Source organism: Streptomyces sp. NPDC049541 (assembly GCF_044465725.1).
Lineage (GTDB): Bacteria > Actinomycetota > Actinomycetes > Streptomycetales > Streptomycetaceae > Streptomyces.
This window is the reverse complement of the sequence record NZ_JBITLY010000001.1, coordinates 298,909-311,699: the sequence shown is the minus strand read 5'-3', so window position 1 is coordinate 311,699 and position 12,791 is coordinate 298,909. Positions and strand designations below refer to the sequence as shown.

Below are 12,791 nucleotides of genomic sequence, written 5' to 3'. Positions count from 1 at the left end.
GCGTCGGCCGCCCCTGCTGACCTGCTTTTCTGCCGGGGGTCCGGGGGTTGCCCCCGGAGTGATGCAGTACCGACGCCAGCCCCACCCCGCCCACCAGCAGCGCCGCCGCGCACCACCGCAGCGGGCTCACCCCCTCCCCCAGGAAGACGGCCGCCGACGACACCCCGAAGACCGGGACGAGGAGCGAGAACGGCGCGACCGTCGACGCCGGGTAGCGGCGCAGCAGCCACCCCCACGCCCCGAAGCCGAACACCGTCGTCACCCAGGCCACGTAGACGACCGTGCCGGCACCCTGCCAGTCCAGGGCGCGCAGGGCGGCGTAGTCCCTGCTCGGCCCCTCCAGCAGCAGCGACAGACAGAGCAGCGGCAGGACCGGGACCGTGCTCACCCAGACCATGAAGTTCAGCGCGTCCGGCGGGGCCGCCCTGCGGGTCAGGACGTTCGAGACGCCCCAGCAGGCCGCCGCGCCGATCACGAGCGCGGCGCCGAGCGGGCCCGAGGTGCCCTCGTCCACCGCCGCGACACCGATGCCCGCCAGCGCCACCGCCATGCCCGACACCCGTATCGCGGAAGGCCGTTCACCCAGGACGACGAAGGCCACGCCGGCCGTGAACACCGCCTGTATCTGTACGACCAGCGAGGACAGTCCCGCCGGCATTCCGGCGTCCATGCCGATGAACAGCAGTCCGAACTTGGCCACGCCGAGCACCAGCCCCACCGCCAGCACCCACCTCCACGCCACCTTCGGGCGGCCCACGAAGAAGACGGCCGGCAGGGCCGCCGCGAGGAAGCGCAGGGCCGAGAACAGCAGCGGCGGGAAGTGGTCGAGGCCGATCTCGATGACCGTGAAGTTCACGCCCCAGACGGCGGCGACGACCATGGCGAGAGCAAGGTGTGCAGGTCGCATGCGTTCGAGCATCACGTCCCACGACCGTGTAGCACCAGCGATGATTACTGCATGGTCGGATGAAGCAACGCTGATGAACGGGAGCTGCCGTGCTCGATCTCCAACGCCTGCGCGCCCTGCACGCCGTCTCCGTCCACGGCACCGTGGGAGCGGCGGCCGCCGCGCTCGGGTACACGCCGTCCGCCGTGTCCCAGCAGATCGCCAAGCTGGAGCGGGAGACCAGGACCGTACTCCTGGAGAGAGAAGGACGAGGGGTGCGGCTGACCCCCGAGGCGCATCAACTCGTCGATACGGCGCAGGAGTTGCTGGCCATAGTCGAGCGGGCCGAGACCGCGCTGGAGGAGCGGCGCGGGGTGCCGGCGGGGCGGCTGACGATCGCCGCGTTCGCCTCGGCGGCGCGCGGCCTGATGCCCGCCGTGCTCGCCGACCTGGCCGCCCGGCACGCCGCGCTCGACGCCCGGCTCACCGAGATCGACCCGCATCTCTCCGTCGACCTGGTCGCCAAGGGCGCAGTCGACCTGGCCGTGGTGCACGACTGGGACATCGCGCCGCTGCCCGTACCGCCGGGCGTCGAGCACGCGGTGATCGGCGACGACCGCAGCACGCTGCTGGTGCCCGTCGGCCATCCCTTCGCCGGGCGGGAGTCCGTGCGGCGCGAGGAGCTGGGCGGGGAGCGGTGGGTGTGCCAGCCGCCGGGGCGGGTCTGTCACGACTGGCTGATGCGGACCATGCGGGCCGCCGGGCACGAGCCGGAGATCGTCCACCAGGCCGACGAGAACCCGACCCTGGTCGCGCTGGTCGCCGGCGGCCTCGGCATCTGTCTCGTCCCGCGCCTGGGCCGCGGCCCGCTGCCCGCCCGGGTCGTCGAGGTGCATCTCGAACCCGCCCCCGTACGACGCCTGTACGCCCTGTGGCGCAAAGGAGCCGCACGTCGTCCGGCGATCGCAGAGACCGTACGCACTCTGCAGGAGCAGTGGCCGGGCATCACGTCCCACCCGTCCCGTTGAACCCTCGGGCACCAACTTCCGGAAATCGCCGGGAAGGCGGGAACCCGCCCCGCATACGGTTCGTCCAACCCGCAAGCTGCCGGATGAGTCTCCGCCGTGCGGTGTCGGCCCTCGCTGCTGGCTGCGATCGCTGACTCCACCCTCTCCGCCGTACAGCGGCCGGCAGCATGCCGCCATCGGCGCGCCCCCCTCCAACAGCGCCGATGGCGGCCCCTCCGCCAAACCCCTGCCGTGCGCGCTCCCTTGACCGGCAGAAACTTCCCGGATATTCACTCCCTCACGGAAGTTTCCTTCAGCCGATCTCCAGCGGATCACTCCGGAAGGAGCGCACGTGCCCTCCAGACGTACCGTCCTCGCCGCCGGCGCAGGCGTCACCGCGGCTCTGGCCGTCGGCACCACGGCAAGCGCCGGCACCCCCGGCGACAAGAAACTCCGCTCCCTCGTCTCCCGTATGACCCTGGAGGAGAAGGTCGGCCAGCTCTTCGTCATGCGGGTCTACGGCCACTCCGCGACCGACCCGGACCAGGCCGACATCGACGCCAACCTCAAGGAGATCGGTGTCCGCACGGCCGCCGAGCTGATCGCCAAGTACCGCGTCGGCGGCATCATCTACTTCACCTGGGCACACAACACCAAGGACCCGCACCAGATCGCGGACCTGTCCAACGGCATCCAGCGCGCCTCCCTCAGCCAGCCCCGCGGCCTGCCCGTCCTCGTCACCACCGACCAGGAACACGGCATCGTCTGCCGCGTCGGCAGGCCCGCCACCCTCTTTCCGGGCGCCATGGCCATGGGTGCCGGCGGCTCCCGCGAGGACGCCCGCACCCTCGGCCGGATCTCCGGCGCCGAGCTGCGCGCGATGGGCATCAACCAGGACTACTCCCCCGACGCCGACGTCAACATCAACCCGGCCAACCCGGTCATCGGCGTCCGCTCCTTCGGCGCCGACCCGGACGCGGTGGCCGCACTGGTCGCCGCCGAGGTCGCCGGCTACCAGAGGTCGTCGGTCGCCGCGACCGCCAAGCACTTCCCGGGGCACGGGGACACGGCCGTCGACAGTCACTACGGCTTCCCGGTGATCACCCACAGCCGTCAGCTGTGGGAGAAGCTGGACGCCGTGCCGTTCCGGGCGGCGGTCAAGGCGGGCATCGACTCGATCATGACCGCGCACATCCAGTTCCCGGCCCTGGACGACTCCGGCGACCCGGCGACCCTCTCCCGCCCGATCCTCACCGGCATCCTGCGCGAGGAGCTCGGCTACGACGGGGTGGTGGTGACGGACTCCCTGGGCATGCAGGGCGTACGGACCAAGTACGGCGACGACCGCGTCCCTGTGCTTGCGCTCAAGGCCGGTGTCGACCAGCTCCTCAACCCGCCCGACCTCGCCACCGCCTGGAACGCGGTCCTCAAGGCCGTACAGGACGGGGAACTCACCGAATCCCGGCTGGACGAGTCGATCCTGCGCATCCTCAGGCTCAAGGCCAGGCTGCGGCTCTTCGACGAGCCCTACGTCAGCCACAAGGGCGTCGACCGGACCGTGGGCACGGCCGCGCACCTGGCCGCCGCCGACCGTGTCGCCGAGCGCACGACGACCCTGCTGGTCAACAAGGGTGGCCTGCTGCCGCTGTCCCGGCGCACACACCGGAAGGTCCTGGTCGTCGGCGCCGACCCGGCCTCCCCGTCCGGTACGACGGGACCGCCCACCGGCGTCCTCGCGAGCGCCCTCACCGAAGTGGGCTTCACCGCCACCGCCCTGTCCACGGGCACGGCCCCCTCCGCGGCCACCGTCGCCGCGGCGGTCGCGGCGGCGCAGGACGCGGACGCGGTGGTCGTGGGCACCTACAACGTCACCGCGGGCAGCTCGCAGCGCACGCTGGTCGAACAGCTGGCGGCGACCGGAAGGCCGGTGGTGGCGATCGCGATCCGCAACCCCTACGACGTGTCCCAACTACCATCTGTCTCCGCCCACTTGGCCACGTACTCCTGGACCGACGTGGAGCTGCGGGCGGCAGCGCGCGTCATCGCGGGCAGGGCGGCGCCGCGCGGGAAGCTGCCGGTGCCGGTGCAGCAGGCGGACGACCCGGCGAAGGTGCTGTATCCCGTCGGGTACGGGCTGACGTACTAGAACCCGTGCGCCCGGCACCCGGTGCAGGGGGCGTAGGGCGCATACGTCACGCACCCGGCGCGCAACCCCAAACTGGCCCAAAGCCTCCCGCGCGTCTGGCGTGTGCCCGCTGCGGCGGGTCACGCTGGATGCGGGTCATCTGGGGAGGTGCCCGGGGGGTTCGCGATGCGTGAGAGAAGTTCCGCGGGGGTGGTCTGCGCGCTGCTGGTACTGGTCGCCGCCCTGCTGAGCGGCTGCCAGATCCTGAAGTCCGGGGCGGGCAAGGACGGCAGGGCCGATGCGACACCGAAGGCGGCCACGGCCCGGCCCTCCGGCTACGGGGCGGTGTTCCTCGCCGTCGACGAGTGCAGTTCGTTCGGCTCGACGAGCTTCACCGAGGTGCCGTGCACCAGCGAGCGGGCGGCGGCCCGGGTCGTGGCCCGCTACGACGGCACGGTGGGCGACGGTCCGCTGTGCCCTGCGACCACGGACTTCGTCCTGCACATCAGCCGGCAGAGCCCGTCCGCCGACGAGGACGGTGACGGCTCGATCCCGCAGGGCTACGCCTGTATGCGCAACCTGGAGCCCCCGCACCCCGGCGACCCGGGCGGCGGGGGCGGCCCCCGCACCATCGCCGGCGACTGCGTCTACGGCTCCGGGAGCGGGCAGGTCCGCGAGACGGCGTGCGACGGCAGCGGCAACAGGAAACCGCAGTACAAGGTGGTCGAGGCGGTCGCCAGGCGCGCCCAGTGCCCCGCGGCGACGGCGCTGTATGTGCATCTGGAGGGCGCACAGCCGGTGGGCTGCGCCCGGCGGGTGTGAACAACCGCCGGGCGCAGCACGGGAGTCGCCGGAGTTACGGCCGCAGGGCCGGCTCGCGCTCCACGTCCCGCACGTCCAGCTTGCTGTCGAACCGGGCCAGCGGCTTCGCCTGCGCCGTGGAGGCGGCGGGGACGCCGGCCCACTGCAGGATGCGGGCGGTGGCCAGGGCCTTCTGGTCGGCGACCAGGCCGGCCACGTTCGCGCCGTGGTTCAGCCCCGGTGCCGTGAAGACGTACGCGTCCTTCGCGCCCTTGTCGACACGGAAGCGCTCCGCGCCCCACGGGTCGTTCTGGCCGTAGACGAAGAGCATGTGGTGCGCGTGGTGCCGCACCCAGGAGTCGACGTCGCGCATCGCGTACGGCTGGAACCTCATCGGGATGTCGCGCGGGACCAGGTTGCGCGGAGTCTCGTAGCCGTAGCGGATGTACTGCTTCTCGATGTACGGGAAGTGGATGTCCGGCGCGCCCAGCTGTGTGCCCGCCTGGTAGTAGTACGGCGTGTACGGCTCCAGGCCCTGGTCCGTGTAGAAGGAGAAGCCGGAGATGCTGTCCACGGAGTCCCAGATGGCCTGGTCGGTCGCGGTCTTGGCGTCCGCCGGGACGGTGTCGCAGTCACGCAGCAGGCTGTACTGCCAGAAGCCCCACACGTAGTCGAGGACGACGGCCTCGTAGGCCCGGTCCAGGCTGCCGATGGTGTGGAAGGTGTAGCCGTTGTCCGCCGCGTAGGCCGCGTACTTCTTCTCCAGCGGCTCCCGGCGCACGAGGGCCTCGCGCTGCACGGCGTTCAGCCGGTCGCGGCACTCCTTGGTGCCGACCTGGGTGAAGAAGCGGTCATAGGCGGAGTCCTCGTCGTTGACGACGTCGTTCGGGGCGACGTACGCGACGACGCCGTCCATGTCGCGCGGGTAGAAGCGCTCGTAGTAGGTGGCGGTCATGCCGCCCTTCGAACCGCCCGTCGCGAGCCACTTCTTGGTGTAGACGGACTTCAGCGCCTGGAAGATGCGGTGCTGGTCGCTGGCCGCCTGCCAGATGTCCAGCTTGCTCCAGTCGGCCGGGGCGGGCCGGGAGGGCGTGAAGAAGCGGTACTCCATGGAGACCTGGTTGCCGTCCACGATCTGGGTCGGCTCGCGGCGGCCGGGGGTCGTGGAGACGTTGTAGCCGCTGGTGTAGAAGACCGTCGGGCGGCTGACGTCCTTGTGCAGCACGGTGATGCGCTGCTGGAACGTGCCCTTGGACGGGTCGCGGTGGTCGACCGGCTGGGTGTAGTCGAGGACGAAGAAGCGGTAGCCGGGGTACGGCTTCTCCTCGATCAGGCTCATCCCCGGTACGGCGAGCAGCTGATCCTTGATGTCGGTCGTTCCGGTGGCCTCCGGCTGTGCGGCGGTGGCCGTACCCGCCGTGCTCAACGTGCCTATGAACACGGCGAGCGCGAGCAGCCATCTGAGCGCCTTGCGCATGCACCCTCCCCTGTGAATCAGATGTGCGAGCGGAAGCTATCGGAGCAACTCCGCTGCGCACCAGGGGAGATGAGGGATTACTGCTGTGATTGGCGGGTTAGTAGCGCTTCCAGCCACCGGAGTCGTACGACCCGCTGCCGACCGAGCCCTTGATCCACACCTTGCGGTGTCCGACGTACGAGCGGACCGGGCCGGCGTGCCGGGTGAACAGCCCCTTGTCGATGACGGGTTCGAAGCCGCGGGCCTGCAGGCTGACCATCATCGGTTGCCTGCTGCCGGCGTTCTTGGGGACGGTGAGGGCGCAGAGGTAGTTGCCGCTCTTGTACAGCTTCACGGCGCCGGTGGAGAAGGTGAACGTCCTGATCTTGCGGCCCGCGCAGGAGGAGTCGGCGGCCTGCGCCTCTCCCGGCGCAGCGAGCGCGAGCAGCCCGGAAGCGGCCAGCACGGCAAGGAACGCCCCGAGCCGCCGCCGTATCGAACCACTGTCCACTGTCATCCCTCCCGTACCCCGACGATGAACGTACGGGTGTACGGACGCAGGACGTATGTCCGATGGTTGCACAACCGTCAGTAGGACGCGCCCACCGGCTCCTCGGGCTCGGCCTCCCCGATGAACGTCCGCCACAGCGCGGCGTACCGCCCCTGAAGCGCCAGCAGCTCCTCGTGGGTGCCGTCCTCGACGACCCGGCCGTGGTCCATGACCACGACGCGGTCCGCGCGGGCCGCCGTGGTCAGGCGGTGGGCCACCACGAGGGTGGTGCGGCGGCCTGCGAGGCGGTCGGTGGCCTGGTTGACCTGGGCCTCGGTGGCCAGGTCGAGGGCGGCCGTCGCCTCGTCGAGGAGGAGGATGTCGGGGTCGACGAGTTCCGCGCGGGCCAGGGCGATCAGCTGGCGCTGGCCGGCCGAGAGGTTGCGGCCGCGTTCGGCGACCTCGTGGAGGTAGCCGCCGTCGAGCGTGGCGATCATCTCGTGCGCGCCGACCGCGCGGGCCGCCGCCTCGACCTCGGCGTCGGTGGCGTCCGGGCGGCCGTAGGCGATGGCGTCGCGGACGGTGCCCTGGAACAGGTACGCCTCCTGCGGGACGACGCCGAGCCGGTGCCGGTAGGAGGTGAGGTCGAGGGTGCGCAGGTCCTGGCCGTCGACCGTGACCCGGCCGCTCGTGGGGTCGTAGAACCGCGCCACCAGCTTGACGAGGGTCGACTTGCCGGCGCCGGTCTCGCCGACGAAGGCCACCGTCTGGCCCGCCGGGATGCTCAACTCGATGCCGCCGAGCGCCTCCTCCCCTCTTGCCTCTTCGGCGGAGCCGTACGCGAAGTGCACGTCCTCGAAGGCGACCTCGCCGCGCAGGGAGAGCACTTCGAGGGGTTCGTCGGCGGACTTGGTGGAGGTCGGCTCCTGGAGCAGTTCCTGGATGCGGCCGAGGGAGACGCTGGCCTGCTGGTAGCCGTCGAAGACCTGGGAGAGCTGCTGGACCGGGGCGAAGAACAGGTCGATGTACAGCAGGTACGCGACCAGCGCGCCGGTCGTGAGGGTGGCCTCCTCGACCCGTCCCGCGCCCGCGATCAGTACGGAGGCCGCGGCCACGGACGACAGCAGCTGCACGAAGGGGAAGTAGATCGAGATCAGCCACTGCCCCCGGATACGGGCCCTGCGGTAGCTGTCGCTGCGCTCCGCGAACCGCCGGCCGCCGTCGCCCTCGCGCCGGAAGGCCTGCAGGATCCGCAGCCCGGAGACGGACTCCTGGAGGTCGGCGTTGACCACCGACACCCGCTCACGGGCCAGCTCGTACGCCTTCACGCTCGCCCGCCGGAAGAAGAACGTGGCGACGACCAGCGGCGGCAGCGTCGCGAAGACCACGAGCGCCAGCTGCACATCGATCACCAGCAGGGCGACCATGATCCCGAAGAAGGTGACGACGGAGACGAAGGCGGTGACAAGACCGGTCTGCAGGAAGGTCGAGAGCGCGTCGACGTCGGTCGTCATCCGCGTCATGATCCGGCCGGTCAGCTCCCGCTCGTAGTAGTCGAGTCCGAGCCGCTGGAGCTGGGCGAAGATCTTCAGCCGGAGCGAGTACAGGACCCTCTCCCCGGTGCGCCCGGTCATCCGGGTCTCACCGCGCTGCGCCGCCCACTGCACCACCACGGCGAGCAGCGCCAGCAGCGAGGCCGACCAGACCGCGCCGAGGGCGAGCTTGGAGACGCCCTGGTCGATGCCGTGCCGGATCATGATCGGCAACAGCAGGCTCATGCCCGCGTCCACGGCGACCAGCGCCAGGCTGACCAGCAGCGGCAGCCCGAAGCCCCGCAGCAGCTGCTTCAGGCCGTACGACTCCTCCGGCCGCACCGCCCGTGCCTCGTCGATGTCCGGGGTGTCGTTCGCCGGGGGCAGCGCCTCGACCTCGGCGAGGAGTTCGGGGGTGGCGGGCATCCCGGCCGGCGCGGTGTCCTTGCGCTCGCGGTCACCGGTCCACAGGCGGGGCGTCACACCGCGCTCCGCGTCGAACTCGGCGTCCAGCTCGTCCCGTACCGAGGTGTCCTCGGCCGGTACGGAGGGCTGGGTGTGGCCGGGCGATACGCCGCCGAGCTCGTCGGGGTCGGTGAGGAGGCGGCGGTAGAGGGCGGACCGTTCCTGCAGCTCCTCGTGGGTGCCGATGTCGGCGAGGCGGCCGGCGTCGAGGACGGCTATCCGGTCGGCGAGGTTGAGCGTGGAGCGGCGGTGCGCGATGAGCAGGGTGGTGCGGCCCTGCATGACCTGGTTCAGCGCCTCGTGGATCTCGTGCTCCACACGGGCGTCCACGGCGGAGGTGGCGTCGTCGAGGACGAGCAGCCGCGGGTCGGTGAGGATCGCGCGGGCGAGGGCGACACGCTGGCGCTGACCGCCGGAGAGGGTCAGGCCGTGCTCGCCGACCCTGGTGTCGTAGCCGTCCGGCAGCTCGCGGATGAAACGGTCCGCCTGGGCGGCACGCGCGGCGGCCTCGATCTGCTCGTCGGTGGCGTCGGGACGGCCGTAGGCGATGTTGCTGCGCACGGTGTCCGAGAAGAGGAAGGAGTCCTCCGGGACCAGCCCGATCGCGGCCCGCAGCGAGTCGAGGGTGAGCTCGCGGACGTCGTGGCCGCCGATCAGGACGGCGCCGTGGGTGACGTCGTAGAAGCGCGGCAGGAGGAGGGAGACCGTGGACTTGCCGGAGCCGGAGGAGCCGACGACGGCGAGGGTCTCGCCGGGGCGGATCTCGAAGCTGAGGCCGTCCAGAACCGGGCGCTCATGGTCGTACCCGAACGACACGTCGTCGAACTCGACGGTCGCGGGCGCGTCGGCGGGAAGTTCCTTCGTCCCGTCCGTCAGGGACGGCTCGGTGTCGATCAGCTCCAGGACGCGCTCGGTGCCGGCGCGCGCCTGCTGCCCGACCGTGAGGACCATGGCGAGCATGCGGACCGGGCCGACCAGCTGGGCGAGGTAGGTGGAGAAGGCGACGAAGGTGCCGAGCGTGATGTGCCCGCGAACGGCCAGCCAGCCGCCGAGCGCCAGCATGGCGACCTGGCCGAGCGCGGGGACGGCCTGGAGCGCCGGGGTGTACGTGCTGTTCAGCCGGATGGTGCGCAGCCGCCCCGCGAACAGCCGGCGCCCGACCTCCCTGAGCTTCCCGGTCTCCTGCTCCTCCTGCCCGAAGCCCTTCACCACGCGTACGCCGCTGACGGCGCCGTCCACCACACCGGCGACGGCGGCGGCCTGCGCCTGTGCGTACCAGGTGGCGGGGTGCAGCTTGGAGCGGCTGCGCTTGGCGATCCACCACAGGGCGGGGGCGACGGCGAGGGCGACCAGGGTCAGCGGCAGCGACAGCCAGGCCATGATCACGAGGGAGATCAGGAAGAGCAGCAGGTTCCCGATGGTCATCGGGAGCATGAAGAGCAGGCCCTGGATCAGCTGGAGGTCGCTGGTGGCGCGGCCGACGACCTGCCCGGTGGACAGCTCGTCCTGGCGGCGCCCGTCGAGCCGGGTGATCGTCTCGAACATCTCGGTCCGCAGGTCGTGCTGGACGTCGAGGGCGAGGCGGCCGCCGTAGTAGCGGCGTATGTAGGTGGCGATGTACACGAGGACGGCGGCGCCGAGCAGGGCTCCCGCCCAGGGGGCCATACGGCGGCTGTGGTCCCCGATCACATCGTCGATGATCACCTTGGTGACCAGCGGGACCAGCGCCATCACGGCCATGCCGGCGAGCGAGGAGCCGAGGGCGAGGAGGACGTCCTTCGGATACCGCCAGGCGTATCCGGCCAGTCGCCGTGCCCATCCCCGTTGCCCGCTCACTCGGTGCCCTCCGTCTGTCACAAGCCCTGATCTACCGGAAGGCACCAACACACTCAGGGGCGGATTTCATCCCGCCGCAACAAACCAGGGCGAGGCTCAGACGCGAACCCGCAGGTGGTAGAAGCGGGTCGTCTGTGCCGCGTTCTGGTTGTCGTCGCTGACCAGCAGCACCTTCAGGCGGCCCTTCGAGTACCCCGTGATCGCCATTCCCTCGATGTTGTCGAGGAGCGGGTTGGGCTGGGGCTGCTTGGCCGTCGCTCCCAGTGACGGGCAGGTCACCAGGTCCGTGAGCAGCGTCTTCTTGATCAGGCGTACGCCGGACTGGCCGGTGAGGTTCTCGATGCCGCTGGTGTCCGTCGCGTGCCGCGGGTCAGCGAGGTAGAGGCGGACCGTGTTGCCGACGCCGGAGGTGAAGCCGCGCTCCAGGACGAGCAGGCGGCCGTCAGGGATGGCCTGGACCTCCGGGACACCGAGACCGGAGTCGATCGGGTACGCGTACTGGGCGCCGAGCCGGAAGTGCCCGCCCTTCGTGCGCTCCCAGGTCTGGAAGCGGACGATGTTCGTGGCGTCGCCGGAGATCGCGTTCTCCATCGAGGCCAGCAGGGTGTTGCCGCCGGACAGCAGGGTCAGGCCCTCGAAGGTCTGGTTGGCCGTGGCGCGGCCCGCGGGTGCGACGAGGAGAGGGGACGGGGCCGGGAGCCGGTCGAGGATCCTGCCGTCCACGCTGTAGCGGCGGATCGACGGCTCCGTCTCCGAGGTGATCAGCCGGGTGCCGTCCCGGTCGATGACCAGGCCCTCGCTGTCGAGCGCGGCGCCCTTCTCGTCGGCGAGCGGGACGACGGACTTCGGCGCGAGGGTCTTCCGGTCCAGGCTGAACAGCGACGAGCGGTCCTCCAGCGCGGCGATCGACCCGTCGCGGTCCACGGCGAGCGCGGAGAAGTTGCCGACGAAGGTGCCCTGGTACGTCGTCTTGTCGAGCGCGTCGGAGAAGCGGTCGACGGAGACGGAGGGCGAACAGGCGTGGCCCTGCCGGGTGTCGGCGGTGGCGGGCCCGGCGGCGGTCAGACTGGTGGCCGCCGCCAGGGCCGCGGTGACGGTCGCGAGTACGGTTCTCAGGCGCATGGGCGTCACCGTAGAGCGGGTGGGTGACGGGCGGGAGACCGGGAGGGGTCAACTCGCCGCGAGATCCCGGTGGATGACCTTGGCGACGCCCTGGATGGTGCTGATGCCGTAGTTCATGGTGCTGTTGCCCCATGTCAGCACCGTGATCATGTAGTCGTGGCCGCCGCCGTTGAAGGTGCCGAGGCTGTGGACCCGCCAGCCGTGCGTGGAGCGCTGCAGCCAGCCGTTCTTGACATGGACCGAGACCCCGGAGGGCGCTCCGTACGGTGTGCCCCAGCGCTGCGAGGAGATGACCTGGCTCATCAACTTCAGGATGTAGGCGCGGGAATTGTCGCTCAGGACCGCGTTCGACGCGGTGATCAGCTTGAGCAGCTTCTGCTCGTCGGTGACGTTGATCTGGGTCAGGCCCCAGTAGCCGTTCGCGCCGGGGACGGTCTTCGTCATGCCGGCGGCGCTCAGAAAGCCCTTGATCTTCGTCAGGCCCAGCTGCTTCCAGAGCTTGCTGGTCGCGTTGTTGTCCGACTTGGTGATCATGGCCTTGGCCAAGGAGGCCTCGGTGTCGGTCAGATAGCGGTTGTGCTTCTTCGCATCCCACAGCAGCGTGGCGAGGACGGTGACCTTCACGGCGCTGGCGGAGTCGTAGGAAGAGGTGGCCCGCAGGGAGCAAGTCGTGTTGGTGGAGCGGTCGTAGAGGCCGACCGAGACGGTGCCCGTGCGGTTCGCGAGGGCGGCGGTGATGTCCTTCTGGAGCTTGGTGGCCAGGGCGGCCTTGGAGGACGTACAGCTGACGGCCGGTGTCGTGGCGGCCGCGGCGGGCGTGGCGGCGGCCACGATCGGTATGAGTACGCCGGCCGCGATGCCCGCGCCGAGCACGCGGGCGCGCCGGGATATGTGGTGAGTCATGGAGGTCCCCCGTCATCTTGATGACCAATGAGCGCACAGCGCGTTCCTGGCGCACTCTAGGCACGCTCACCCCTCTTGACTCACAGGAACGGCCGGAAGTTGTACGCGTGTTCGGCGATTCGCGGTCCGCCCCCTTCGGCCAAGCGCCCTTCTCCGGAGGAACTCACG

The 12,791-nt window shown here is 70.7% G+C and carries 9 protein-coding genes; 3 read left to right on the top strand and 6 right to left on the bottom strand.

The window, feature by feature from the left end; genetic code table 11:
• Window positions 1-907 (bottom strand): EamA family transporter (locus ACIBW9_RS01425; RefSeq protein WP_398950067.1); only part of this gene is annotated, 907 nt, incomplete at its 3' end.
• A gap of 89 nt (window positions 908-996) precedes the next feature.
• Here ACIBW9_RS01425 and ACIBW9_RS01420 point away from each other — a divergent pair.
• From ACIBW9_RS01420 to ACIBW9_RS01410, 3 genes are all read left to right on the top strand, one after another.
• Window positions 997-1,914 carry a LysR family transcriptional regulator gene (locus ACIBW9_RS01420; protein ID WP_398950065.1) on the top strand — a complete coding sequence of 306 codons (918 nt, stop codon included), beginning with the start codon at window positions 997-999 and terminating at the stop codon, window positions 1,912-1,914.
• A 331-nt stretch (window positions 1,915-2,245) separates the two neighbouring features.
• On the top strand, window positions 2,246-4,039 hold the full coding sequence (locus ACIBW9_RS01415; RefSeq protein ID WP_398950063.1) for a glycoside hydrolase family 3 protein: 1,794 nt from the start codon (window positions 2,246-2,248) through the stop codon (window positions 4,037-4,039).
• Window positions 4,040-4,204: 165 nt separating this feature from the next.
• Complete coding sequence (locus ACIBW9_RS01410; protein WP_398950060.1) at window positions 4,205-4,840, top strand: hypothetical protein; 636 nt, start codon at window positions 4,205-4,207, stop codon at window positions 4,838-4,840.
• A gap of 34 nt (window positions 4,841-4,874) precedes the next feature.
• Here ACIBW9_RS01410 and ACIBW9_RS01405 read toward each other — a convergent pair whose 3' ends face one another.
• From ACIBW9_RS01405 to ACIBW9_RS01385, 5 genes are all read right to left on the bottom strand, one after another.
• Window positions 4,875-6,296, bottom strand: a complete 1,422-nt coding sequence (locus tag ACIBW9_RS01405) for a S28 family serine protease (protein ID WP_398950058.1) — start codon at window positions 6,294-6,296, stop codon at window positions 4,875-4,877.
• A gap of 97 nt (window positions 6,297-6,393) precedes the next feature.
• Complete coding sequence (locus tag ACIBW9_RS01400) at window positions 6,394-6,786, bottom strand: hypothetical protein (RefSeq protein ID WP_398952047.1); 393 nt, start codon at window positions 6,784-6,786, stop codon at window positions 6,394-6,396.
• Between the two features lie 77 nt (window positions 6,787-6,863).
• Window positions 6,864-10,598 carry an ABC transporter ATP-binding protein gene (locus tag ACIBW9_RS01395; RefSeq protein ID WP_398950056.1) on the bottom strand — a complete coding sequence of 1,245 codons (3,735 nt, stop codon included), beginning with the start codon at window positions 10,596-10,598 and terminating at the stop codon, window positions 6,864-6,866.
• A 96-nt stretch (window positions 10,599-10,694) separates the two neighbouring features.
• A complete protein-coding gene (locus tag ACIBW9_RS01390) occupies window positions 10,695-11,720 on the bottom strand; it encodes an esterase-like activity of phytase family protein (RefSeq protein WP_398950054.1) in 1,026 nt (341 codons plus the stop codon).
• 48 nt (window positions 11,721-11,768) lie between these two features.
• The gene (locus ACIBW9_RS01385; RefSeq protein ID WP_398950052.1) at window positions 11,769-12,623 is read right to left on the bottom strand and encodes a serine hydrolase; all 855 of its coding nucleotides are present in this window, start codon (window positions 12,621-12,623) and stop codon (window positions 11,769-11,771) included.
• Between the last annotated feature and the right edge of the window lie 168 nt (window positions 12,624-12,791).